This window comes from Bartonella sp. AP58NXGY, assembly GCF_042195785.1.
In the GTDB taxonomy this organism is placed as follows: domain Bacteria; phylum Pseudomonadota; class Alphaproteobacteria; order Rhizobiales; family Rhizobiaceae; genus Bartonella.
The window spans coordinates 26,906-52,875 of sequence record NZ_JBHIOY010000011.1 but is presented as its reverse complement, the minus strand read 5'-3'; the positions used below and the strand labels follow the sequence as shown (position 1 = coordinate 52,875).

Here is a 25,970-nt window from a genome sequence, read left to right as displayed (position 1 = left end):
TATTTTTAATCATCGGAAATATTGCTTTTTTAAAAATTCTCTTCTGTCATATGACCTAAAATAAAAATATTAGGCAAATTTTTGCTATCCACCAGTGGCAATTGCTAACGGGTCAGTGGCACGATTTTTTTTAAGGAGTTCCGCAACAAGAAACGCCAATTCTAACGATTGATCTGCATTTAATCGTGGATCACATTGCGTATGATAACGATCAGATAAATCGTCCACAGAAATAGCATGTGCCCCACCGGTACATTCAGTGACATCACGACCTGTCATCTCAATATGAATGCCTCCTGGATAAGTTCCCTCTCCATGATGCACAGCAAAAAAATTCTCGACTTCTTTTAAAACATAATCAAAGGGACGCGTTTTATAACCACTAACAGTAATTGTATTGCCATGCATTGGATCACATGACCATATAACCGCACGCTTCTCGCGTTCAACGGCGCGGATGAGTTTAGGTAGATAACTTTCAACCTTATCATAACCAAAGCGCGTAATAAGGGTAAGCCGACCTGGCTCGTTTTCAGGATTTAGAATATCAATTAATCTTAAAAGCTCATCAGGCTCAATGGAAGGGCCACACTTTAATCCTATAGGATTTTTGATACCACGACAATATTCAACGTGAGCATGATCAATCTGACGTGTACGGTCTCCAATCCATAACATATGGCCAGATGTTGCATACCAATTTCCTGAAGTTGAATCAATTCGCGTCAAAGCCTCTTCATAACCAAGTAAAAGTGCTTCATGACTGGTATAAAAAGATGTTTCACGCAATGAAGAATGCGTTTTAGATGTAATCCCTATAGAACGCATAAAATCAATTGCTTCAGAAATACGCTCTGCCAATAATTCATAACGTTCCCCCTGCGGACTGTTAGAAACAAAACTCAACATCCATGTGTGAACATTTTCTAAATTAGCATAGCCACCTTGTGAAAAAGCACGCAAGAGATTAAGTGTTGCCGCAGATTGGCGATAAGCCATGGACATCCGTTGCGGATCCGGAATACGAGAATCGGCTCTAAATTCAATGCCATTAATAATATCCCCCCGATAAGCAGGAAGTTCAACCCCTTCTTTACTTTCGATATCAGAAGAGCGTGGCTTTGCAAATTGACCAGCAATACGACCAATTTTAACAACAGGCTTAAAACTACCAAAGGTTAAAACAATCGCCATTTGCAAAAATACACGAAAAAAATCTCGGATATTATCAGCTTCATGTTCTGCAAAGCTTTCGGCACAATCACCACCTTGCAATAAAAAAGCTTGTCCTTTTGCAACAGCTGCTAATTCATTTTTTAAATCACGTGCTTCACCGGCAAAAACTAAAGGCGGATAGCTTCTCAGTTTTCGTTCAACATCTTCTAACATAGACTTATCCGGATAAGTCGGAACTTGTTTAATTGGCCTTTCTCTCCAAGAGCCAGGCCCCCATTCTTTTATCATTACACCCTCTCTAAAGACTAAACTTACAGCTTGGCATATCAAAAACTTTTCACCAGAATATATGCTGCTTAATTTTCTATTTTCTTTCCATTTTCATATATATAACTTGGTTTATACATCGTTACCAATTCTTCTGCCATCGTTGGATGCACTGCCATCGTCTCATCAAAGATATCCTTCGTCAGCTTACCCTTGAGAGATATCCCTATAAGCTGAGCCATCTCACCAGCATTTTCCCCTAAAATATGAGCGCCCACAACAATACGACTTTCACCATCAACAATGAGTTTCATAAGCATTTTCTCTGAACTACCAGAAAGAACATTACGCATAGGACGAAAAACTGTACGATAAATTTCAAGACGCTTATAACGCTTTACCGCCTCCTCTTCTGAAAGACCAACCGTTCCAATCTCTGGTTGAGAAAAAACTGCCGTTGTAATTAAATCATGATCAGGTGTTGTGGGAATATTCTCAAATGCTGTCTTAACAAAACACATTGCATCATGTATCGCAACGGGTGTTAATTGAATATGACCTGTTACATCACCAACAGCCCAAATATGGGGGATATTTGTTGTCATTTTCTCATCAACAACAACTGCACCAAATTCATTCACCTTAACACCTGCCCGCTCAAGTCTTAAACCCGTTGTATTTGGTACACGCCCCGTAGCCAACATAATTTGATCGGCACTGATTATTTTCCCATTTGACAAAACAACTTCATAACAATTTTCTGCAGCCTGTACTTTAGAAATTGTTATACCATAGAGAATAGAAATCCCTTTTTCAATCATTGCATCGCTGAGCAATTGCCGCAAATCATGATCAAAATTACGAAGGATTAAATCACCACGATGAAGGAGTGTTGTTTTTACACCTAATTCATGAAAAATATTAGCAAATTCAACACCAATATACCCTCCACCAACAATCACTATTGATTTTGGGAGTTGATTAAGATCAAAAATCTCATTAGAAGTAAGGCAAAATTCACCGCCTTCTATGGACGTATTTGGTGCAAGTTTTGCCCCTGTTGCAATCAAAATTTTTTCTGCACTTACCCGCTCACCCGTGGCAGAAAGCTCTAATGTGTGATCATCTATAAAAGTAGCACGACTTTCATAAATATGCACATTGTTATTTTCTAATCCCTTACGATACAGCCCTTCTAACCTTGATATTTCTTTATTTTTAGCTGCAACCAACTTTTCCCAACTAAAAATTGGATCCGCATATTCCCACCCAAAACCAACACTTTTCTTAAATTCTTTGGCATATTGTGACGCATAAACATAAAGTTTTTTGGGAACACAACCACGAATAACACAAGTGCCCCCTATACGATACTCCTCAGCTATAGCGACACGCTTACCAAGAGCTCCCACAAGCCGTGCTGCACGCACCCCACCAGAACCACTTCCAATAACAAATAAATCAAAATCAAAAGAACCCACGAACTAATCCTTCTCACATATCTACAAACAATAGGCTAAGATCATTTATTATCAAATAAAAGTCTTTTTTCTTTTGAAGAAGCATTTTAAGCAATATTCTTAAAGGATTTATTCTTATTAAAAGATTAAAAACGGCGGAAAAACCGCCGCTATTACAAAAATCAGAAATCGCCTATTGCAGTCATGATATCAATCAAACTATTTTTTGTTTTCTGGAGATCCTGATTTTGTAGGTATAGTAGAATTATTCAAATTAAGTGTTTCAGACATCTCTTTTTTCACATTTTCTACAAGATCTTGCATAAGAGCAGAACGCCATACATCAAATGCAGAATAGGAATCACGTGCAATATTGGGGACTTCTGTCAAAAACTTTTTACCGGTATCAGAATTATAAAATGCTGTAATGGCATCAAGCTCTTTTTGAGTAAAATATTTTGCATACACATGAGCAATCTCTTTTTCTAGATCAGAGCGCCTTTTAACTAAAGCAAGCGCTTGCTTATCAACAATATCAGAAATAGCTGTTGCCAAATTCGGATCATCACTGATTAGTTCATTTTTGAAATCATGAACCGCATTTGGTAAAAAATTATCAAATTGATCCGTTGCATGAATGGATCTGATCGCCTTTCGCGCTGAATCCAAATGTTGATCACTCACACCTTGTGCATGAACCATTCCAATATTCACAACAAAAATGGTAATTGCACCCCAATATGCGACAAAACGCGGAAAAGAAAATATTATTCTCATTTAATGATTACCCTGATAGTTAATTATAATTTAAATTTGTTATTCTACCTAAAGTCTTTAAGACCCTTTTTTATTGTGCTAGTATATCATCATGTAAATATCTTTTCTAAAAATCAAATGGTTCTAAAACTTTTGTTTGTCCATCAGCCATAGCAACAATTGCACGTGAAGCCAACCCCAAAAAAAGACCATGCTCAACAACGCCAGGAATGGCAAGAAGCGCCTCTGATAATAATTGGGGTTGCAGAATGCATCCCCAAAATGCATCAAGAATAAAATGACCACCATCTGTTTCAAAAGGATTTTTTCCATTCATTCGCAATATAATGTCTCCAGAAAGTCCGAAATCATCAGCAACTTTTTCGATGGCTTTGCGTGTTGTATGGATACCAAATGAATTAACTTCAATCGGTAGTGCAAAAGCACCAAGTCTTTTTACTATCTTGGTTTCATCAGCAATGACAAGCATTTCACGGGATGCCGATGCCACAATTTTTTCATACAACAATGCTCCACCTCCTCCTTTAATGAGCATCATCTGAGGACCAATTTCATCTGCTCCATCAATATCAAGATCCAATTCAGGTATTTCTTCTAAAGTGCTAACAGGAACTCCAAACTTACGACAGAGCTGTTCAGAATATCGTGAGGTAGCAACACCAGTCACACGCAGACCATCCGCAACACGCTCACCAAGAAGACGAATAAATTCATTGACTGTCGAACCAGATCCGATACCAAGCCGCATACCATCCTCAATAAATTCAAGCGCTCTAACAGCTGCCATTTTTTTTAACTGCTGAACATTCATGAATGACTTCACCTTTTATCCGCAAGCAGTACTCACTCCCCCTATTACCGCCGATAATAAAAGGTAACTACCTGACTCAATCTTCTAAACTTACCGTTATTTTTGCTTGAACAGATGTTACTCATTATAGAAATATATGATAAGAATAAAATAGAATAATCAACAATTATCTTTTTTATTTCTCTGAGAAAATTTGTTAGCATTTTTCTCATTCAATAAGAATTTTTGATTTATCTTGTGCTATCAATAGGATGTACAAAGATGTACATAGCAATTTTTTTGAAAAATTTAAAATGATCAGATATAAAAATCATCTATTTCTAGAAACTGTAGATTATTATTTCGTTTCAATGACATTGATAAATTTACCAATCTAAATACCGTAAAATATTATCAAAAAAGTCTTCTATTCTTTTCCGTTTTGTCATCGTCCAGATATGAAGAAAAATGCGATTAAATTATATATTTTTTTGTGCATACCGTCTATGCATATTCCATGGTCTATGAAACCCTAGAGAAGACCAAATAATATCCCCACTTTTGGTCATCATCACGCTTCCTCGTGATAACAATTGTTGAGGGGTAAATATTATTTTTGCCTTCTTGTGACATACTGGATTATGCATCGCAATTGTAAATGTTTGAATAAGAATATCTGCCTCTACGCATTGATCTGTTTCTCTCTGTAAAACGATAACTTTTAATCCATTATCCAATAAGGATGCACAAACATGACGATCACAAATAAATTGTCCGTGCAATGAAGGCCCATACTTTGTTGGTTTAATCATTTCATTCACACGGAATGACTTTTTCCATACGGATGACGTTAATTTAGAAATATGGTAACGATCAATATATAACTTTTTATCATGGATAACACCCACCAGACGCATATTATCTGCGATCATCAGTTGTACAGGTGAATGCATCACACAAATACAAATACCAACCAAAATAAAAAAACTAAAAAAGAGTCGGATAGGTGTTTTGCAAAAAGTCAATCCAACCAAGCCTATACTCAGTAAGATCAACGCAGATAACGGCATAAAACCAGGATTCAAATCAGGAGAAATAGCCTTGATAGCATGTGCAATCTTTATCACAAGATCAACTCCAAACCCCATAATTTGAAGGGGAAGCCATTCAAATCCTCCTAACATTGCAAGAACTGCGATTAATCCAAATGGAATAACAAAAATTGAGATGACAGGCAAAGCAAAAGCATTACTGATAATGCTCAAAGATGCCATATTAGAAAAATGATAAGCAGCATAAATTCCACTTGCACTCCCTGCAACAAAGGAAGAAGCACACGTTGAAAGAATCGATAAGAAAACAAAATTTATCACTCCTCCTCCAACATAAGAGGAAGTTGTTTTTCCTTTACGAAAAAATGATCTTCCACTCCACCAATCAAAAAAAGCAATCAAAGCAGCAGTCGCAGAAAAGGACATTTGAAAGCTAGGACCTAATATTTCATGGGGTGTCATTGCCAGAGTTATCAACCCTGCAATGGAAAAATTACGCATTGTTATAGCAGAGCGATTACACAATATAGCAACCAACATAACAGCAATCATCACAAAACTTCTTTGCGCTGATATTGCTAAGCCCGACAATAACAAATAAAAAGCTGTTATCATAAACGCAACGATAGCAGCAAACTTTTTACTGGAATAATAGGAAGAAAAAACTGGAAAAAATGCTAAAAAACTACGGATACTCAAAAGAACTATGCCGCTTAACAACGCCATATGTAAACCTGATATTGATAAAATATGGGCTAATCCAGCTGTACGTAATGCTTCATTTGTCTCATTTGAAATACCAGCACGCTGCCCTGTTATGAGAGCAGCTGCAACACTCCCCTTTTCTCCGTCAAGGGCTATACGGATTCTTTGTGTCATCTTCGTGCGTAAATTTTCAATTTTCTGTAAAATGATAGCGAATATTCCATCAGGCTGCGAAACGGATATTTTTCTTGGTTTTCCTAAATAAACGCCTTGTGCCCCAATTCTTTTAAAATAATTATGAAAACTAAAATCGTAGCCTCCTGGACGCACCGGCCCAGAGAATGCACGAATCTTAACTTTTCCACGCAGTCCATCACCAACCGCTAAGCCAGATGGCAAATATTTTGCTGATAAACGAACACGATGAAGACTACGGCGTAATATGGGCTTTTCTGTGCTCAAAATATCCAAAACTAAACGAAATCCTCCTTTGGCTCCTGACTCAATAGAAACAATTCTTCCCGTCAATGTAGTGACAATGTCACTGCTTAACATGGGTGTTGCAATACGCCACGTTTCTATTTTTGCCGCTAAAGCACCCAATATAATACAAAACAGAAATCCCACGGGAATCCATATTTTTCGATAAAAACGTGCACCATAAAATATTCCCAGAAAAATACTGACCAACGCCCCCAATTGTCCCCAAGTTGGCTCCTGTTCTAAATGAAAATAAAAAATGATTCCTAGAGAAAAAAAGACTAAAATCAACGAAAAACGGATACCAAAAGCAACCTCTTTATTGATACAATCCGCTAACCATTTGCGAAAAAAAATGATTACTTCTTTTAAGAGTGTCAATAAAAAAAGTTTTTGTTGATTATAGCTACCGTTCTTTGCATCATCATACCTAAAAAAAACACTCTGCCCTATCTGACATGGCTTTTTTCTTTCTGTAACAGATTTTTCGGATAAACCCTCTTTAACTTTACTTTTATAAAACATCAGCCCCCCACTTTAACTCGCAATACGGCTATTGCACGCCCCATCACTTATGCTAACATGACTTTTCTATAAAGTTCCATAAGTAATATCTTAGTTTAAAGGAAAATATTCGTGTCTGTTATTACTCGTTTTGCCCCTTCACCCACTGGCTTCCTTCACATTGGTGGTGCTCGTACTGCTCTTTTTAATTGGCTTTATGCAAAACATACCGGTGGAAAAATGCTTTTACGAATTGAAGATACAGACCGGGAGCGTTCAACAGAAGCAGCTGTAAAAGCCATAATAGATGGCTTGCACTGGATGGGTCTTAGTTATGATGGTCTCCCCATTTCACAATTCCAACGCGCAGAACGTCACCGCCAAATTGCCGAGCAGTTGGTCAAGAATGGCAAAGCATATTATTGTTATGCTTCACCTGAAGAATTAGCTGAAATGCGTGAAAAAGCCCGTGCAGAAGGGCGCCCACCACGTTATGATGGACGTTGGCGGGACCGTGATCGTTCTGAAGCTCCTAAAGGTGTTAAGCCTGTTATCCGCATCAAAGCCCCCCAAGAGGGAGAAACGATAGTACATGACCGTGTTCAAGGTGATGTTCGTTTTCCTAATAAAGATCTCGATGACTTTATTATTTTGCGTTCTGATGGTTCACCTACCTATATGCATGCTGTTGTCGTTGATGATCATGATATGGGCATCACACATATTATACGTGGAGACGATCATCTTACCAACGCAGCCCGACAAACAATCATCTTTAAAGCAATGGGATGGGATATTCCTGTTATGGCACATATTCCTCTTATCCACGGTGAAAACGGCGCAAAATTATCAAAGCGGCATGGTGCGCTTGGTGTTGATGCTTACCGAACCATGGGATATCTTCCTGCTGCTTTGCGCAATTACCTTGTCCGTTTAGGGTGGAGTCATGGGGATGACGAACTTATATCACTTGAAGATATGATTTCTTGGTTTGATATTGAGGATATTAACAAAGGCGCTGCTCGTTTTGATCTCAAAAAGCTCGATTCCATTAACGGACACTATATGCGCATGAGCAATGATCAAGACCTTTTTGATGCCGCTCTTGATATTCTACCAGAAACCAATAGGGGAGTACAAACCATTGAAAGACTTGATGAAAAACGCCGTGTTCAATTTTTAAAAGCAATCCCACATTTGAAAGAACGTTCAAAAACACTGTGCGAATTGATTGATAATGCCGCCTTCATTTTTACGCAACGACCATTACAGCTTGATGAAAAAGCACAAATGCTCTTAGATAAAAATGGACGAACCATTTTAAACACTCTTTATCTTGCTCTGAAAGCTTGCCCCTCTTGGGATACAAAAGCTTTAGATGAAACTCTTCGCTCTTATGCCCAAACAGAAAATCTTAAATTTGGATCTATCGCCCAACCACTTCGCGCAGCTCTTACAGGATGTGCAACATCGCCAGGTGTTTTAGATATCCTTATTTTATTAGGACGCGATGAATCCCTTCATCGCATCAAAGACCAACTTATCACAACAATATACTCATGATATGTACTGAGTATATCTCCTCAAACGGGTCTCTATACAAATATTTCAACGCTATCTAAAAGAGTTTTTTATGTTATATCATTGAAATACAATTTGTATTGAGTAATAATGATCACTAAGGAAATATTTTAGATTGCATGTACTCACTTTTAGAGGCAATCTGCCCTTAGTATAAGTAAGAAAAGCTTCAGTTATTGTATATCTCCTACTCTGATGAAGCAGAGTCTTAATTTTTAGAAGCGAAGGATCTGAAAGGAATACCGAATGTCTGAGAATAGCGCACATCTTATTGTGAATGATAAAAAAGTAGAACTTCCCCTGCGTAAAGGCACAAGTGGACCTGAAGTCATCGAAATTGCTTCTCTCTACAAAAAAACCGATATTTTTACTTATGATCCTGGTTTTACTTCAACAGCTTCTTGTGAATCAAAAATTACTTATATTGATGGTGATAAAGGCATATTGCTTTATCGTGGTTATCCTATCGACCAATTGGCTGAAAAAGGAGACTTTCTCGAAAGTTGTTATCTTCTCCTTTATGGTGAACTCCCAACACAGAAAGAAAAAAACGACTTTGATCGATGTATTATGCAGCATACCATGGTTCACGAGCAGTTTTCACGTTTCTTCCACGGCTTCCGTCGTGACTCTCATCCCATGGCCGTCATGGTTGCCTGCCTTGGTGCTATGTCTGCATTCTATCACGACTCTATTGATATTACAGATCCTCACCAGAGAATGATTGCTTCTGTACGTCTTATCTCAAAAGTTCCAACGCTTGCGGCTATGGCCTATAAATACAGTATCGGGCAAGCCTTTGTTTATCCACGCAATGATCTTAGTTATGCTGCAAATTTCCTCCATATGTGCTTTGCTGTTCCTTGTGAAGAATATAAAATAAACCCAGTGCTTGCCCGGGCGATGGATCAAATCTTTATCCTTCATGCAGATCATGAACAAAATGCTTCTACATCTACAGTGCGTCTTGCTGGATCCTCAGGTGCTAATCCGTTTGCCTGTATTGCAGCAGGTGTTGCATGCCTTTGGGGACCAGCACATGGTGGTGCCAATGAAGCATGTCTAAAAATGCTACAAGAAATAGGTTCTATTAAAAGAATTCCTGAATTTATTGCACGTGCAAAAGATAAAAATGACCCTTTCCGCCTTATGGGCTTTGGGCATCGTGTCTATAAAAATTATGATCCACGTGCAAAAATCATGCAAAAAACTTGTCATGAAGTTTTAAAAGAACTCAACATTCAAGATGACCCGCTTCTTGATATTGCAATAGAGCTTGAAAAAATTGCTTTAAGTGATGAATATTTTATTGAGAAAAAGCTTTATCCCAATGTTGATTTTTATTCCGGCATTACATTAAAAGCTTTAGGTTTTCCAACCGAAATGTTTACTGTTCTTTTTGCATTAGCACGCAGTGTTGGGTGGGTGGCACAATGGAAAGAAATGATTGAAGACCCTGCCCAAAAAATTGGTCGTCCTCGACAACTTTACACAGGTTATGCTATGCGTGACTATGTTCCTATGGATGAACGTGTAAATTAAAGAGATAAATCAATCAATAAAGCTTCAGTTTACTGAGGCTTTATTGAAAGTGATCAAAAAGCATCTTTTAAGGATTTTTATAAAACCTAATTTTAAAGCTCTTTCTCGCCAGAGAACATCATTATAAAAATTTACGAAAAAATTCTAAATTTTGGCTCTGTCAATAAATTGATAATACTCTTTTGAAAATTAGCTACACATTTAGTAAAAAGAAATTGAAAATTTTACCCTATAATTCTCATTATTTTCAATGAAACGTATTTTCTATGATTCCCTCATATCTAAAACCCTTATTACATATTAAAACTTAGCAATGTTAGAGTTTCACTCTCTATCTTCTTCAAATACAGTAGATTAGAATGAAAATGAAATGCACTCTTAAAATTTTCTATGAAAAATGACTCTTTCTATAGGAATAGCTATAAAGATCAACTTATTATAATGATTATATCCTATACAGGCATTCATCTTAAACATCATCGGCTAAAATCAAGCTTCTTAGAAGAAAATTTTCACAGTCGTTAGAAAATAAATTTATTTTGACATTCTGCATTTCATATAAAAAGTGGAAATAATAATATTTTATCCTGTTAAGGGCTAAAATTTTCTTTGTATTTAAATTAATAGTTTTTCTTTTAAAGATAATTTACTGATTTTTAATAAAATTATTAAAATTCATTGTATAAGCGATAAGAGGTGACCTTCTTTCCTGTATTTTCTATTCTCATACTTGATAAAAATAAATCATTTTTTTGATAATAATATCTAGCATAATGAAAACAACTCTATTTTTTACATTGCTCCCAAAGAGCTTAAAGATTATAAAAATGCATAATGGTTTCATATTTGCCAGCTTATCTAATAGGAGAACATAATGAAATTATTAGTAGGAGCTCTTATAATAAGCGCAACACTGTTTACTCTATCGGCCAATTCTCAAACGCTGAAAATTGCAAGTGATGCTTCTTATCCGCCATTTAGTTATATTGACTCAAATAACGAACTTCAAGGGTTTGATATTGATATAGCTTATGCACTTTGTAAAAAAATGAATATTGAATGCACTATCGTCATGCAAGACTTCGAGGGAATGATTCCCGGACTTATTGCCAAAAAATACGATGCTATCGTTTCTTCCCTTTCTCCTACAAAAGAGCGCTTACAAAAAATTGATTTTACAGATCCTTACTACAACACAGTACTCGCTGTTATTGTTAGCAAAAATTCGGGAATTAAAGAGATCTCAACACAAAGTTTTAAAGGTAAAAACCTTGGTGTACAATCAAATACAACACAGGCTGCATATTCAGAAGACCATTATGCCTCTGAAGAAGTGAATATCAAACTTTATCCTACAGCAATAGAAGTTACTCGTGACCTTTTAAGCCATCGGCTTGATATAATCATCTTTGATAAATTAAAAGCATTAAATTGGCTTGAAAATGAAGGAAAAGATTGCTGCGAGTTGCTAGGAACTTTAGAAGAAACAAAATTTCCTATTGCAATTGCACTCCGCCAAAATAATACTGATCTTAAAAATAAGTTCAATAAAGCAATAGAGGAAATCCGCGCTGATGGAACCTATGATGAAATTATGAGAAAGTATTTTGCATTCGACATTGATTAAATATCACTATGAATTAAACTTGAAGCTTTATATTTAAGGAATATTTTTAAACTCTTTGTTGAACATGCAAGTATGATTGAAAATCCAGTGTTTTTATAAGAAAAATTTATATTTATAAAAAGTCAATTTTTAAGTGTTTCTCGATATTTAAACCTTTCATGGAATCTAATAATAATTGAGATTGTATTTTTATTTTATAAAAATCTAATTTTTTCTTCGTATTCAAATTGAATAGCCTTATTTTTAAAGAAAATTTCTCGATTTTTATTTATGAGATAATGCAAGCAATCATTTCATGAAAATTAAGCCATCATACAAGCAATAAGATATTTATTTTCTTTAAATCAATAAACAAAGATAATTTTTTGATAATAATCTGCAACATAATGATCTAAAATAAACGCCGATAAATTTTTGCATTGCTCCCAAAAAGCTTACAGATTATAAAACGTGACGATTTCATATTTGCCCGCTTATCCAATAGGAGAATATCATGAAACTATTAGCTGGAGCTCTTATAATAAGCGCCGCGCTATTCGCCCAATTGGCTGATGCGAAAATATTAAAAATTGCGAGTGAAGGCACCTATCCTCCCTTCAGTTATATTGACTCAAATAATAAACTGCAGGGGTTTGATATTGATATAGCTTATGCACTTTGTAAAAAAATGAATGTTGAATGTACTATTGTCACGCAAGATTTCGAGGGAATGATCCCCGGACTTATTGCAAAAAAATATGACGCTATTGTTGCTTCTCTCTCTCAGACACAAGAGCGTTTACAAAAAATTGACTTTACAGATCCTTACTATGAAACAGCACTGGCTGTCATTGTTACTAAAGATTCAGGAATTAAGGAACTCTCAACACAAAGCTTTAGAGGTAAAAATCTTGGTGTGCAATCCAATACAACACAAGCTTTGTATGCGGAAGATCATTATGCCTCTAAAGAGGTAAAAATCAAACTCTACCCTTCCACAATAGAAATGAATCGTGACCTCTTAAATCATCGACTTGATATGATTATTGTTGATAAATTAGAAGCATTAAATTGGCTTAAAAATGAAGGAAAAGATTGCTGTTTCCTCCTAGGGACTCTGGAAGAAACAAAGTTTCCTGTTGCAATTGCAATCCGTCAAAATAATAATGATCTTAAAAATAAGTTCAATGAAGCAATAAAAGAAATCCGTTTGGATGGAACTTATGAGAAAATTATGAGAAAATATTTTACAAATGATGTTTATTAAATATCAATATGATATTTAAATGTGACCTACTGTCTATTTCTAAAAAACATTATCTAACTCTTTCATGAGGAACACAAGAATGATTGAAAATTTAGCATTGCTATCATTTAGCAATGGTGGATGGGGAGCGGTTATACTTTCCAGTGCAGGAATGACATTGTCATTGGCGTTATGTTGTGGCCTTCTAGGGCTTCCCTTAGGTCTTCTAAATGCAGTAATGATTCGATCCAATATTAAGATAGCTAAAGCTCTAGCACGTCTCTTTTCAACGGTATTTCGTGGATTACCAGAGCTTTTAACTCTGTTTTTAGTTTACTATGGGTTACAAAACCTTATTCAAAATGCCTTTGACTATTTTAATCTTGAAGTCATGTTCAGCATCAATGCTTTTGTTGCTGGTGTCCTTGCACTCAGCCTGGTTTTTGCTGCTTTCTCTTGTGAAGTTTGGCTTGGAGCATTTAATATTTTTGATAAAGGTCAATATGAAGCTGCCAAAGCTTTAGGACTTTCACGATCAACCACATTTTTTCGTATTGTCTTTCCTCAGCTCATCCGAAATGCCTTACCAGGACTTTCTAATAATTGGCTTACTTTATTGAAAGATACATCTCTCGTTTCAACTATCGCGCTTGTTGACCTCATGCGACAAACGAATTTAGCTGTCGCGGCGACCAATAAACCCATGCTATTTTATCTTGTAGCATGCTTACTCTATTTATTATTTTCAGCGTTTTTTGCTACAATATTACGCTATGTGGAAACATACACTCAAATAGGCTATAAAAAGGTGCTAGGTTAATGATTCCGGAGTGGCTTTATTTCCTTTTTAATCCTGATCTTTTAAGCCGTTATGGACCAAAATTTATTGATGGCTTTATTGTTACTGTTGAGCTTGTTTCTATTTCTTGTTCTCTTGGTTTTTTCCTTGGTATGCTTATCGCTTTTGCGCGTTTATCAAAGAATACGTTTTTACAATATTTTGCAAATGCTTATGTTTATTTTTTTCGCGGCTCTCCCTTGTTAGCCCAACTCTTCCTTTTTTATTATGGGCTTGGTTCAATGAACAATTTTTGGCAACAGGTTGGTCTATGGTGGTTTTTTCAAAACGCGTGGTATTGTTGTCTTTTTATTTTTACACTCAATTCTGCTGCCTATCAATCTGAGATCTTTAAAGGAAGTTTTTTATCCGTAACAACTGGGCAACGTGAAGCATCAAAAGCTTTAGGTCTAAGCAACTCTGTCACATTTTTTAAAGTTATTCTTCCACAAGCAATGATTATAGCATTACGCCCTCTAGGCAATGAGTTGATTTTAATGATTAAATCCAGTGCCATTGCCTCACTTATTACTGTTTATGATTTAATGGGGATTGCTAAACTCACTTATTCACGTACATTCGATTTTCAAGTTTACGTTTGGGCAGCCCTTATCTATCTTTTTATTGTTGAACTCATTCATCGTTTTATTGTTTTTATTGAACATCGCCTCACTCGATATTTACGATAAATAAATGATCATAAAAGAACTTTACCAAATCAAAATGTTGAATTAATAAATTCATTCATCAATGAAAGAATAAAACAAGATGAATTTGAAAAATAATCAATCGATCTCTCCCAATAAAAACCCTGTGATCTCCATTCGAAACCTCAATAAATGGTACGGAAATTTTCAGGTTCTACATGATATTAACTTTGATGTTCAAACTGGTGAACATATCGTTATTTGTGGGCCATCCGGATCTGGAAAATCAACGTTAATTCGTTGTATTAATCAATTAGAACAAGCACAAAAAGGTTCGATCCATATCCATAACGTTGATATCCATACCGCCCCTGTACAACAGCAAAAAAATGTTCTCCGTAAGATAGGAATGGTCTTTCAGAACTTTAATTTATTCCCCCACATGAGCGTTATACAAAATTGTATTTTAGCCCCTATGACAGTTCAAGGACTTTCCAAACAACAAGCAAAAGAACGAGCAATTCATTACTTAACGCATGTCGGTATTGAAAAACACTGTGAAAAATATCCTTTACAACTCTCTGGTGGGCAACAACAGCGTGTTGCGATTGCCCGTGCACTTTGTATGGAACCTGAAGTAATGCTTTTTGACGAACCAACCTCTGCTCTTGATCCAGAAAGTGTAGGAGAAGTTTTGCAAGTAATGGCTCAATTAGCAGATACAGGAATCACAATGCTTTGTGTTACTCATGAAATGGGCTTCGCACGGAAAGTCTCAGAAAGAATACTCTTTCTAGAAAACGGAAAAATTGTTGAAGATACAGCGTCTGAAAAATTTTTTACCAATCCTAAAAGCCAACGTGCTTGTGAGTTTCTTGCTAAAATTAAACATTAATCGTCAAGATATTGATTTATTTATATAATTTTATTTCTGCTTTTTAAAAGAGTAGTTATTATTTGCGCCCCCACCATTCCCGATGGTACTTCAGTTTTCATTTTTTGTTCCACCGTTTCAAAAGCATCGAGTTGTGCCTGTCGTAATAAAGGATTACACAAAAGTTGTTCTAGCTGTCTTGCTAACATGCCAGGACGCAAAAATTCATTCAAATATTCTGGAATAATAGGCTTATCAGCAATAATATTCGGAAGAGCAGCGCTCCATAACATCATTTTAGGAAAAATGAATAATTTAGAAAAATAATCAAGTTTATAGCAAAGAACCATAGGAACTTTTGCTAAGGCTAATTCAAGTGAAACCGTCCCATGGGCAGCAAGAGAAACATCTGCTTGTGCGAAAGCTTGCCATTTTTCATCTTCACCAACAACAATTTCTACTTTGTTTTTCCAGCCCTGCACAAAATCACGGATTTTATCAACCAAATGGGGTAAAGTTGGTAAAATAATCTGTAAATGAGGAATACGTTGTACAAGAATCTCTACTGTTTCTCGAAAAATAGGCATTAAAGAACGAATCTCTAAATTGCGTGATCCTGGCAAAATAACCAATGTAGGTGATGATGTTTGTGTATTGATCAAATTTCTTTGTTCTAATTGGCTTTTTTTTTCTGACTGAACTCTCAAAAGGGGAGGATATGTTAAAAGACGATGTCCAACATAAGTCGTAGCAGGGCCTCCCAAATCTTGCATAATCTTTTCTTCAAAAGGAAAAACCGCTAAAACATGATCAACAAATCCACACATAGCTTTTGCACGCTCTGGCCTCCATGCCCAAACGGTTGGTGCAATATATTTAATGATAGGAATAGAAGGCGCTAAAGCACGTACCTTTTTTGCAATACGATGCGTGAAATCAGGACTATCAATAATAATTAAACAATCAGGTTTCTCTTGTGCGATAAATTTAGATAAACTGCGAATGTGTAGCAACAACAACGGTAGTTTTTTCAACACCTCCTTTAAACCTATTAAAGCAATATCATGGGAATCAAAAAAGCTTTTTAAACCTAATGCTTTTAAATGTCTCCCCCCAATACCAATCAAATGAATGTCGCATCCCATCTGTTGTGATAAACAAGAAATTAAATCTGCCCCAAGCAAATCACCAGATTCCTCACCAGCAACCACAGCAATTTTTAAGCAACAATCATTCATGACCAAACTTCTCAAATGTCTCTATAAATAGAGAATATTTGTTGGCTTTTTCTATTGTTGTTTTAACTGATAATATTAGACTTCTATTTGCCTCTACCGCAACACCAGATAAACCACTCTTTGCAATATTCATTATTGTCACGGGACCAATTGATGGCAAATCAACGCGATTATCCTGTTGTGGTTTTGCACATTTTACAAGAACACCACCCTTAGAGGGAATTTGCCCTCTTTCTCGCATTTCACAAACACGCCACAACATATTATCAGTTCCCTCAGCGCCCTCCAAAGCAACCACCCTTCCCTGAACAACAACAACGGCTTGTCCAATATCCAATTGACCTAAAAGCTTTGCTGCTTCTGCTGCTAAAAAAATATCTTTTTTCTCTTTTGGCGTAGCACGCCGTATTGTTAAATTAAATGCTATGGGAGCTAAAAGATCTGGTACTATTTCATGGGCACCGATAACACAAAAACCATGCGCTTCAATAACCCGTATAAAAGCTTTTAATAACGCATCATCCCCCCTCCTCAAAGCTCCGATTAACTTAGGAAGAGCTAAAAATGTTGTCCAGTCCAGTCGCAATTGTTTAAGAAGTGGCCGCTTTTTCACACCACCTGCCAAAACAACATTATAAACTTCAGCCTCTTTTAAGATTTTAACGAGTCGCGCTAACTCTACAATTGATAGCTCGCAATGCTCATAACGATAAAGAACAGAATCTGCCTCACCACGCAAAAGCACAAGAAAAGGATTCTCTCCATTCTTCTCAAGAGCCTGCGCAACAGTAATCGGTAAAACACCATTTCCTGCTATAACGGCAGTACGGCCGGAAAGAAAACTTCTGGCTCCCCAAATAGGCATTTTTAATCCTTATGTTCTTTTATTCTATCACCTTCAAATTTTGGTGTACAATAAAAACGCTTTCCTTCTTCTTTAATAAAATTAACAACTTCAGAAACAGACTGAGAAGAAGAATAGAAAGACGCAACATCACTGACACGCTCTTTAAATGGTTTGCTATGATCAAAAAGCATCGCAACCGCATGACGGAGTGCGTGAATATCTTGACGCTCAAGTCCTGCACGCTTCATGCCAATAATATTGAGACCAGCAAGTTTTGCCTGCACACCAACAGCTGTTCCATAAGGTATCAGATCACCAACCAGTGCAGATACGCCGCCGATAAATGCATGATGTCCAACACGAACAAATTGATGAACAGCAGCACCACCACCAATAATCACATAATCACCAATAGTAACATGACCAGCAATCATTGCGTTATTGGCAAATGTTACATGATTACCTACATGACAATCGTGAGCGATATGCGCATAACAAAAAAATTGGCAATTATCACCAACAACCGTCATCCCCGCACTCGAATCAGAACCTCTATGCATTGTTACGCCTTCACGAATCGTACAATTCTTACCAATAGAAAGAGTCGTAGCTCCCCCTTTATGTTTATTATTTTGCGGCTCAGCTCCCAAAACTGCATGAGAAAACACTTTACTCTTAGCTCCTAACGTTGTCTTTCCCGTTATTACAACATGACTTGTCAAACTACATTCATCACCAATAACAGCCTCTGAACTAATATGGCAAAACGGCCCAACGCGTACATTCTCACCAAGCTGCGCTCCCTTCTCCACAAGAGCAGTTGGATGGATTTTCGTACCGGACATTTTTAAATTCCCATCAAATATCGTTTATTCTTCTTCGACAATCATCGCAGCAATTTCTGCTTCAGCGACGCGGACATCTTCTACTTTTGCAACACATGAAAAACGTCTCATACCAGATCTTTTTTTCAAAAGCTGAACATGAATCTTGAGCTGATCACCAGGCATAACCGGCTTACGAAATTTTGCATTATCAACCGTCATAAGGTAAACTAGATTTGTTTGCTTATTGCCTAAATTTAAAAGTGCTATTGCTCCTGCCGTTTGTGCCATAGCTTCTAAAATCAAAACTCCAGGCATAACAGGCTTTGAGGGAAAATGTCCCGTAAAATGTGGCTCGTTAATCGTTATATTTTTAATACCAATCGCTTCTTGTTCACCATCAATATCAACGATACGATCAATTAATAAAAATGGATAACGGTGCGGTAATATTGATAATAGTTTTTCAATATCGACAGCCTCTAAGTTTTTAGTTTTTTCACTGCTGATCATATCAGCGTTTCTCCTTTTTAACTTTTCCCATACTGCGCAACGCCGCTACTTCACGAAACCATTGTTTAAATGGTCGCGCTGGACTACCTCCCCATTTTTCGCCATCCGGAATGTCATTCATAACACCACTACGCGCAGCAATCTGAACAGATTTACCTATTATGATGTGATCAGCTACTCCCACACTTCCGCCAAGCTGAGACATATCCCCTATAGATGTACTTCCCGCAATGCCACATTGAGCGGCAATAAGACAATAGCGGCCAATTTTTACATTGTGGGCAATTTGTACAAGATTATCAATCTTGCTTCCTTCACCAATAACAGTATCTTGAAATGTCCCACGATCAATTGTCGTGTTCGCACCAACTTCTACACCATCCTCAATAATAACGCGACCAAGCTGTGGAATTTTCTCAATTCCAGAAACGCCCCCAACATAACCAAAACCATCTTGCCCAATGCAAACACCAGGATAAAGCTGAACCTTATCACCTATTATAGAACACTGAACTGTTACCTTAGGAGCAATATAGCAGTCACATCCAATACGGCAATTTTCACCGATAACAGCTGTGGATGAAATAAGAGTTCCTGCCCCAATCTCAACATTTTTACCAATAACAGCTCCCGCTTCAATACACACATCATGTGCCAACTTAGCCGTTGGATGAATATGCGCATGCGACGAAATCCCCTTCTGCCCCAACCAAGGCATTGGCTTGACAGAATCAGGAAATAAAATACGACCAATCTGAGCAAAATCCCGCTGCGGTGTGGATGTCACCAAAATTGCCATAGTTTCAGGAACTTTAAAAACAATCTCATGCGTACAAAAAACAGCAACAGCAGAACTGTTTAGTAAAGCATCAGAAAACCTCCGGTGCTCCACAAAAACAAGAGAACCTTCCACAGCACTCTCAAGTGAAGAAAGAGTATTGATAACTTTATGAGAAAACTCTGGATTAAGAAGCTTTGCACCCGTCAACTCAGCAACATTTGCAACTGTCAATCGCCGGGACGGCGTAAAAAAAAACGTATCCGCCATCAAAACACTTTCTCTCCCAGCTTAAGCTATTCTCTTCAAGTTTTTCCTTCTTAAAACTGCTCAAATCAGAACTTTGTAGAAATACCAAAATTCAATTGCTGCACACGATCCCCCTCCTGCTTCATTATTGGCCAAGCATAATCAAAACGCAAAGGACCAAACGGAGAATCCCACATCAAACTCACACCTGCAGATGAGCGCCAAGCACTTTTGGTATTGGTAACAGGCGGTTCACCTTTAAAAACTGCCTTATAATTATTGCCATAAAGCGTGGCAATATCCGCAAATAAAGCACCGCGCAATCCGAAACCTTCAGGCACAACAGGAATAGGAAACTGTACTTCAGCAGTCGCATTCATATATGTTGTTCCCCCTAAGAAATAAACTTCACCCTTATTGGAAACCTGACGTGGGCCTATCCCATTATATTTGAACCCTCTGATCATATCAGTATTCGCCTTAAACATATCGAAAATACGAACACCTTCTTTACCTATTTCGTGGATATACCCGCCCCCAAAAGAAAGCAAACCAACAATATCTTTCTGCTCAGAAAGAGTCTTGTACATCATCGCCTTACCCGTAGTCTTCAAGAACTTTGCACTCCCACCAAGCCCTGCATATTCCTGAAGAAGATTCACGTACCACCCATCATGAGGGGCTTTCATATCGTCAATTGTATTATAGGTAAAACCATAACTAATCGATGAACGTTTCCAAGGGCTCTGCTTTGCAGCTTGAACAATCGCACCAGAATATTTCCCGTATAATTCTATTATGTCACTCTCTTTATCGAAATTATACTCTCCGCCAAAATCATATTCTTCCTGCACATAAGAATAAGCTACATTAGCAGACAATTGATTATTAATAGGCAACGAAAACCGTAATGACCCGCCTGTCTGTCGTACATCATAAGCTTTATCAGCACGGTAAGTACTACGAAAAAGATCAATGCCAGCAGATAAACGATACCCTAAGAAATAAGGATCAATAAATGATAAATTATAATTACGGGATTTTTCTTGCCCCGCTCCTAATCCTAAACGAACATACTGACCACGTCCGCCAAGATTACGCTCAGTAACAGAAACTTCAAGTGACATACCAGGACTTGTCCCCCCCGTTGTATACCCCCCTGAAAGAGAGAGATCTCCTGTTGAAGCTTCAACGACATCTATCACCAAAACAACTTGGTCAGATTGTTCGGTAGGAACCATTGAAATATTAACGGCTTTGAAAAAACCTAAACTTTCTAGACGACGTTTTGCCCGCTGTAATAAAGTTTGATTGTAGGCATCTCCTTCATTCAAATCAATCTCACGGCGAATGACATAATCACGCGTTTTCTCATTACCACGTATATCAATACGCTGAATATAAGCACGTGTACCTTGTTCAATATTATATAAAATTGAAATTGTATGATTTGCCAAATCACGGTTTCCCCGTGGCTCAACTTTAGCAAAAGCATAGCCCGAATCAGCAACCTTGTTATTAATAATTGCAACAGACTGTTCAATCTCTTCTGCACTATAAACATCACCTGGCTGGGTTTTAAGCATCCTTTTTACAGATTGAACGTCAATTCCATCGACATCACTTTCAACTTGAATATCACTAATTTTATAACGCGCCCCTTCATCAAGAATAAAAGAAATTTTATACGTATTGCTTGCTGCATCAAAAGTTGCTTTAGAAGAGACTACACGAAAATCTGCATAACCACGATTATAATAAAAGCGACGTAAAGCTTCTTCATCAACAGCGAGGCGCTCTTCACTGTAAACATCGCCTCCTAACAACTTGGAAAAAATTCCTGAAGATTTTGTTGAAATCACATCACGCAAACGGCGACTTCCAAAGACACTATTTCCCTTAAAAGTGATATCACTAATCTTTGTCTTTTTTCCTTCAACAACATTAAAGACCACATTCACACGCCCTTTTCCAAGATTAATGGTTTGAACGTTAACCGTGATATTATTACGACCAAGAGTTTTATAAGCTTCACGAATTGTATTTATATCAGCAGAAAGCTTAGCAGAGTTAAAAGGTTCATTTGGTTTCAAAGAAATAAACCGTTTAAGATCTGGGTCTTTAAAAGATTTATTTCCTTGAAACAATATTTGATTGACAACCTCATATTCTTTTACGAATACGACCAATTTATCACCTACTTGATTTATTTTAACATCATAAAATAAACCTAATTCGAAAAGGTTTTTCACAGCATTATCAACATCACCACTGGAAAATCCTTGTCCAGCCTTAATACCCATATTGTCCCGAATTGCCTGAGAACTTACAAACTTATTCCCACGAACCTCAATAGAACGGACTACAGACGCTTGCATTTCTCCAACCGCAGCAATTGACATAAAAGCCGTTACTGGAACAATCATCCCCATCTTTAACACCAACGCAGATGCTGCATTTAAAAACTTTGAATTCGTAGTCATTGGCTCTTTTACCTTACTCTTATTCCTTGGACACAACGCCTTAAAAAGCTAACTGCCACAACAACCTTTTTACAGCGAAACTTTGTCATCCCTTAATTACTCATTATAATGTACAACGCCACAACATTTTGCAGACATGGTAAACAACCTTCAATTTATTTTTGCTATTATTACCCAATTCATAAAGTATTTTCCATAATTTAATTAGCTAAACCAACAAAAATAATCATTTAAAAAGACAAAAATTATAAAAAGGAGAAGAATGGAGAAACCTAAACGAAAAACAATTCCCTGAATTTTAGTGGATATTGTCTTCCCAGTAATAACTTCAATGACATGACATAAAAGATGCCCACCATCAAGCGGTAGAATCGGAAAAAGATTAATAAGCCCAACACTTATTGAAAGAAAAGCTGCCAAATTCAACAAAGAAATAAAACCTGCCTCGCTCACTTTCCAAGCAATTTTAACGGTTTTAGAAGGTCCACTTAACCGACAACGATCCTCTTTTCCTTCTATTAAACGACTCATAAAAAGAACAGTTTGAGTGGCAATAAACGCAGTACGGTTTAATGCTTCTCTTACAGCTGTTAAAAAACCATAGTGAATATGTTTTATATAAGTTGGATCTAAACGCGTAGGATTATTTGAATCAACAGGAACACCTACACCTATCATAGCACTTTGTGTCCGATTACCGAATCCATCATCTCGCTCAACTACTTTCGGAGTAATAACCGTTGTAAACACGCGCCCCATGCGTTCTATCTTAAACTCTATAGGTTCTTTTCCGTGAAAAGTTACATAGTTCATCAAATCTTCAAAACTTTCAACCCGTCGACCATCCATTTCAACAAAACGATCACCTAATTCCAAACCAGACTGAACAGCAGGGCTATCTTTTACTAAAGAACCAACAACCGGTTCAATGGCTACACGACCGTAAATAAAGAAAAAAAGTGTCAGAATAACAACAGTAAAAAGGACATTGAAAAAGGGACCAGCAAAAACAGTTGCTGCTTTTTTCCAAGCATGCACACTGGCAAATGAACCATCAACTATCGGAGATGATTGGGATGATACCGTATCAATTTTTTCCTCATCTCCAACAAACTTTACATAACCTCCTAAGGGAATAAGCGCTAAGCGCCACTTGGTGCCATGCTTATCTGTGTAACTCGCTATTTGTGGACCAAATCCAAGTGAAAAAACTAACGCCTTAATACCACACCACCGACCAATGAGATAATGCCCAAGTTCGTGCACAAAAATGATAATCATAATGATGAAAAAAATACTCAAACTTCTTAAAAGAAAATCACCCATAGTGACGATATGATTTAAAAGTCCCAAAATATCTACTCCCAATTAAATCATACTAAAAAGATTAAAAGGTGCATTCATATCAGATATAAACGCCCCAATTAAATAAAGAAGAAAAGCGGCCCCTACCAATCCATCCATACGATCCATAAAGCCACCATGTCCAGGTAATAAAGAACTAGAATCTTTAACAGAAAACCGCCTTTTGAGCCATGATTGTCCTAAATCACTCAATTGTGAAGCAATTGATAAAATAAGTGTAAGGAGTGGCACAAAAAAACTTGTTAAATTTATATCAAAAAATCCAAAAGCAACCCATATACCGCCGAAAACTCCGATAAATGTGCCACCAAATGCTCCTGACCATGTTTTATTAGGAGAAAATTGTGGTGCTAATTTAGCCCCCCCTAAGGCACGTCCAATAAAATACCCACCAATATCTGTCCCCCACACTATCGTAAATAAGAAAATAACAACTTGGAACCCCAACATCTCATGATCCCGTAAAAAGCATAAAGCAACAACAGGAAAAGAGGCATATAAAAAACCACAAAAAACCCAACCACCCCTTTTTATAGATATAATAGCCAACACCGCAGCCAAAACGATTAAAACACAAAAATCTAATGAAGCAGATACACTCAACACTAAAAAAAAGCCGAAAAACAAATAAAAAATACTTGCTAATATTTTTTGTAAAACACACCACTTCTCTTTAGTAATACTCATCCACTCATAGAGAATAAAACCGCCAATACACCATACAAACAAAAAAAAGATGGTTCCTCCCAACCACGTTAGATACAATGCAATAACGCCAAACACAAAAGCTGTCAGAACACGATAAACCAAATTAGACAAAACAACATCCACACAATAAAAATAGAAAATACAAGCTCTAAAATTGTAGTATTTTTATTTCACACTTGTACAAACTTCTCTTATAATTTACCATAAATAATCCAGTCTACCAAGATAGTGCTTATAAGACGAATAATCAATGAAAACAGCTTCAAAAATCCCCTCTTAAAATTAATCCTAAAATATGTTTTTAAATATTTTCTCAAACATAAAATGAAAAAGCGGCTATCTATGCCCTATACAAATTAACTAATAGAGGTTAAAAACATTCTTCTATCAACTGTTCGTCATCTAAAAGAAAATTATGCCACATAACATCTGCTTGATCGATTCTACTCGCATATTTTATAATGGGAAATAAGAGAAAGATTAGGCTTATTTTGTGTGTTATATTCTTTCCCCAACCTTCATCTTAGAATATTTAAATAATTTCTAATAATGTTTTCATTATACAGTTTAACAAAGACATGCTGACTAGGAGCCTTTAGCATGCTGTTAAATAGTGTCTTCCAGCAAAAGGCATGATCTACCATGCAGATTAAAAAATTAAAACATCTTCCCTTTCAAATCAATCTCTCCCATATCAAGATGATAAAACGATAAAACACCTTCTTGTATCACACCTTGCTATCACAGAGCACACCACCCCTTACTATTATCCATAGAAACAATTTACAGGCAGGAGTATAACATCCTTTTTCTAGCGACAAAACCGTCTTAAACGTGCATAATTTCAGATTCTTTTACGGCTAAAATTTTATCAATATCAGCAATAGTTTCATCTGTGAGTTTTTGAACTTTCTCACACAAACCATGGGCTTCATCTTGTCCAATTTCACCATCTTTTTCTAACTTTTTCAAATTGTCCATACCATCCCGACGAACATGACGTGTAGCAACACGCGCTTGCTCTGCATAGTGATGCGCAATTTTTACAAGTTCTTTACGGCGCTCTTCATTCAACTCAGGCAAAGGAATACGTAAATTCGTACCATCAGTTATGGGATTTAAACCAAGACCAGAATCGCGAATAGCACGCTCTACAGCTCCTACCATCGTTTTATCCCATACAGAAACAGAAAGCATCCGAGGTTCGGGAACAGAAATATTAGCAACTTGATTTATGTGCACAACAGAACCATAAGCTTCAACAGTCAACGGTTCTAATAAACTGGCCGATGCTCGTCCAGTCCGCAAACCACCCAACTCATGTTTAAAAGCCGTAATAGCACCATCCATGCGACGTTTCAGATCATCCATAATTGATGTAACATCCATATTTCTGTCTCCTTCAATTGTCCTTTGAAGC

General features: G+C 36.9%; 21 protein-coding genes. 7 read left to right on the top strand and 14 right to left on the bottom strand.

The genetic code is table 11. The annotated features are described in order from the left end of the window. Window positions 1-84 precede the first annotated feature (84 nt). From ACFINC_RS07615 to ACFINC_RS07595, 5 genes are all read right to left on the bottom strand, one after another. A complete protein-coding gene (locus ACFINC_RS07615; RefSeq protein WP_375616804.1) occupies window positions 85-1,464 on the bottom strand; it encodes a class II 3-deoxy-7-phosphoheptulonate synthase in 1,380 nt (459 codons plus the stop codon). 68 nt (window positions 1,465-1,532) lie between these two features. Continuing rightward, window positions 1,533-2,924, bottom strand: coding sequence for a glutathione-disulfide reductase (gene gor, locus ACFINC_RS07610; protein ID WP_375616803.1), 1,392 nt, complete (start codon window positions 2,922-2,924; stop codon window positions 1,533-1,535). Between the two features lie 198 nt (window positions 2,925-3,122). Then, on the bottom strand, window positions 3,123-3,680 hold the full coding sequence (locus tag ACFINC_RS07605; protein ID WP_375610644.1) for a DUF2059 domain-containing protein: 558 nt from the start codon (window positions 3,678-3,680) through the stop codon (window positions 3,123-3,125). Between the two features lie 106 nt (window positions 3,681-3,786). Continuing rightward, window positions 3,787-4,491: a ribose-5-phosphate isomerase RpiA gene (gene rpiA / locus ACFINC_RS07600; RefSeq protein WP_375610643.1), complete on the bottom strand. Its 705-nt coding sequence runs from the start codon at window positions 4,489-4,491 to the stop codon at window positions 3,787-3,789. 458 nt (window positions 4,492-4,949) lie between these two features. Further along, window positions 4,950-7,232, bottom strand: coding sequence for a ComEC/Rec2 family competence protein (locus tag ACFINC_RS07595; RefSeq protein WP_375616802.1), 2,283 nt, complete (start codon window positions 7,230-7,232; stop codon window positions 4,950-4,952). 111 nt (window positions 7,233-7,343) lie between these two features. Here ACFINC_RS07595 and gltX point away from each other — a divergent pair, with 111 nt between their 5' ends. From gltX to ACFINC_RS07560, 7 genes are all read left to right on the top strand, one after another. Next, window positions 7,344-8,774 (top strand): glutamate--tRNA ligase, encoded by a 1,431-nt coding sequence (gene gltX, locus ACFINC_RS07590; RefSeq protein WP_375616801.1) that lies wholly within the window; start codon window positions 7,344-7,346, stop codon window positions 8,772-8,774. A 264-nt stretch (window positions 8,775-9,038) separates the two neighbouring features. Beyond that, entirely contained in the window at window positions 9,039-10,334 is a 1,296-nt protein-coding gene (gene gltA / locus ACFINC_RS07585) for a citrate synthase (RefSeq protein ID WP_375616800.1), read from the top strand. Window positions 10,335-11,208: 874 nt separating this feature from the next. Next, the gene (locus tag ACFINC_RS07580) at window positions 11,209-11,961 is read left to right on the top strand and encodes a transporter substrate-binding domain-containing protein (protein ID WP_375616799.1); all 753 of its coding nucleotides are present in this window, start codon (window positions 11,209-11,211) and stop codon (window positions 11,959-11,961) included. A gap of 493 nt (window positions 11,962-12,454) precedes the next feature. Next, entirely contained in the window at window positions 12,455-13,207 is a 753-nt protein-coding gene (locus ACFINC_RS07575) for a transporter substrate-binding domain-containing protein (protein WP_375616798.1), read from the top strand. Window positions 13,208-13,286: 79 nt separating this feature from the next. Further along, a complete protein-coding gene (locus ACFINC_RS07570; protein ID WP_375616797.1) occupies window positions 13,287-14,006 on the top strand; it encodes an ABC transporter permease in 720 nt (239 codons plus the stop codon). Then, entirely contained in the window at window positions 14,006-14,713 is a 708-nt protein-coding gene (locus ACFINC_RS07565) for an ABC transporter permease (protein WP_375616796.1), read from the top strand. The genes ACFINC_RS07570 and ACFINC_RS07565 overlap by 1 nt, the downstream gene beginning before the upstream one ends. Before the next feature lie 79 nt (window positions 14,714-14,792). Further along, window positions 14,793-15,566, top strand: coding sequence for an amino acid ABC transporter ATP-binding protein (locus ACFINC_RS07560; RefSeq protein WP_375616795.1), 774 nt, complete (start codon window positions 14,793-14,795; stop codon window positions 15,564-15,566). 20 nt (window positions 15,567-15,586) lie between these two features. Here ACFINC_RS07560 and lpxB read toward each other — a convergent pair whose 3' ends face one another. The 9 genes from lpxB to frr form a co-directional block, all read right to left on the bottom strand. Then, window positions 15,587-16,783 (bottom strand): lipid-A-disaccharide synthase, encoded by a 1,197-nt coding sequence (gene lpxB, locus ACFINC_RS07555; protein WP_375616794.1) that lies wholly within the window; start codon window positions 16,781-16,783, stop codon window positions 15,587-15,589. Beyond that, window positions 16,776-17,648 (bottom strand): LpxI family protein, encoded by an 873-nt coding sequence (locus ACFINC_RS07550; RefSeq protein ID WP_375616793.1) that lies wholly within the window; start codon window positions 17,646-17,648, stop codon window positions 16,776-16,778. The genes lpxB and ACFINC_RS07550 overlap by 8 nt, the downstream gene beginning before the upstream one ends. A gap of 2 nt (window positions 17,649-17,650) precedes the next feature. Then, window positions 17,651-18,475, bottom strand: a complete 825-nt coding sequence (lpxA, locus tag ACFINC_RS07545) for an acyl-ACP--UDP-N-acetylglucosamine O-acyltransferase (protein ID WP_375616792.1) — start codon at window positions 18,473-18,475, stop codon at window positions 17,651-17,653. A gap of 24 nt (window positions 18,476-18,499) precedes the next feature. After that, on the bottom strand, window positions 18,500-18,967 hold the full coding sequence (gene fabZ, locus ACFINC_RS07540) for a 3-hydroxyacyl-ACP dehydratase FabZ (protein WP_375616791.1): 468 nt from the start codon (window positions 18,965-18,967) through the stop codon (window positions 18,500-18,502). A 1-nt stretch (window position 18,968) separates the two neighbouring features. Further along, a complete protein-coding gene (gene lpxD, locus ACFINC_RS07535) occupies window positions 18,969-20,015 on the bottom strand; it encodes a UDP-3-O-(3-hydroxymyristoyl)glucosamine N-acyltransferase (protein ID WP_375616790.1) in 1,047 nt (348 codons plus the stop codon). A 65-nt stretch (window positions 20,016-20,080) separates the two neighbouring features. After that, a complete protein-coding gene (gene bamA / locus ACFINC_RS07530; RefSeq protein ID WP_375616789.1) occupies window positions 20,081-22,477 on the bottom strand; it encodes an outer membrane protein assembly factor BamA in 2,397 nt (798 codons plus the stop codon). A gap of 204 nt (window positions 22,478-22,681) precedes the next feature. Then, entirely contained in the window at window positions 22,682-23,830 is a 1,149-nt protein-coding gene (locus tag ACFINC_RS07525; protein WP_375616788.1) for an RIP metalloprotease, read from the bottom strand. 15 nt (window positions 23,831-23,845) lie between these two features. After that, window positions 23,846-24,661 (bottom strand): phosphatidate cytidylyltransferase, encoded by an 816-nt coding sequence (locus ACFINC_RS07520; RefSeq protein ID WP_375616787.1) that lies wholly within the window; start codon window positions 24,659-24,661, stop codon window positions 23,846-23,848. Between the two features lie 717 nt (window positions 24,662-25,378). Next, the gene (gene frr / locus ACFINC_RS07515; protein WP_375616786.1) at window positions 25,379-25,939 is read right to left on the bottom strand and encodes a ribosome recycling factor; all 561 of its coding nucleotides are present in this window, start codon (window positions 25,937-25,939) and stop codon (window positions 25,379-25,381) included. Window positions 25,940-25,970: the final 31 nt, after the last annotated feature.

Bases quoted from the DNA above. Each gene is read 5' to 3' on its own strand.
- ACFINC_RS07615 (WP_375616804.1), bottom strand. From the start codon at position 1,464: ATGATAAAAGAATGGGGGCCTGGCTCTTGGAGAGAAAGGCCAATTAAA.
- ACFINC_RS07605 (WP_375610644.1), bottom strand. From the start codon at position 3,680: ATGAGAATAATATTTTCTTTTCCGCGTTTTGTCGCATATTGGGGTGCA.
- rpiA (WP_375610643.1), bottom strand. From the start codon at position 4,491: ATGAATGTTCAGCAGTTAAAAAAAATGGCAGCTGTTAGAGCGCTTGAA.
- ACFINC_RS07595 (WP_375616802.1), bottom strand. From the start codon at position 7,232: ATGTTTTATAAAAGTAAAGTTAAAGAGGGTTTATCCGAAAAATCTGTT.
- gltA (WP_375616800.1), top strand. From the start codon at position 9,039: ATGTCTGAGAATAGCGCACATCTTATTGTGAATGATAAAAAAGTAGAA.
- ACFINC_RS07580 (WP_375616799.1), top strand. From the start codon at position 11,209: ATGAAATTATTAGTAGGAGCTCTTATAATAAGCGCAACACTGTTTACT.
- ACFINC_RS07575 (WP_375616798.1), top strand. From the start codon at position 12,455: ATGAAACTATTAGCTGGAGCTCTTATAATAAGCGCCGCGCTATTCGCC.
- ACFINC_RS07570 (WP_375616797.1), top strand. From the start codon at position 13,287: ATGATTGAAAATTTAGCATTGCTATCATTTAGCAATGGTGGATGGGGA.
- ACFINC_RS07565 (WP_375616796.1), top strand. From the start codon at position 14,006: ATGATTCCGGAGTGGCTTTATTTCCTTTTTAATCCTGATCTTTTAAGC.
- ACFINC_RS07560 (WP_375616795.1), top strand. From the start codon at position 14,793: ATGAATTTGAAAAATAATCAATCGATCTCTCCCAATAAAAACCCTGTG.
- lpxB (WP_375616794.1), bottom strand. From the start codon at position 16,783: ATGAATGATTGTTGCTTAAAAATTGCTGTGGTTGCTGGTGAGGAATCT.
- ACFINC_RS07550 (WP_375616793.1), bottom strand. From the start codon at position 17,648: ATGCCTATTTGGGGAGCCAGAAGTTTTCTTTCCGGCCGTACTGCCGTT.
- lpxA (WP_375616792.1), bottom strand. From the start codon at position 18,475: ATGTCCGGTACGAAAATCCATCCAACTGCTCTTGTGGAGAAGGGAGCG.
- fabZ (WP_375616791.1), bottom strand. From the start codon at position 18,967: ATGATCAGCAGTGAAAAAACTAAAAACTTAGAGGCTGTCGATATTGAA.
- lpxD (WP_375616790.1), bottom strand. From the start codon at position 20,015: ATGGCGGATACGTTTTTTTTTACGCCGTCCCGGCGATTGACAGTTGCA.
- bamA (WP_375616789.1), bottom strand. From the start codon at position 22,477: ATGACTACGAATTCAAAGTTTTTAAATGCAGCATCTGCGTTGGTGTTA.
- frr (WP_375616786.1), bottom strand. From the start codon at position 25,939: ATGGATGTTACATCAATTATGGATGATCTGAAACGTCGCATGGATGGT.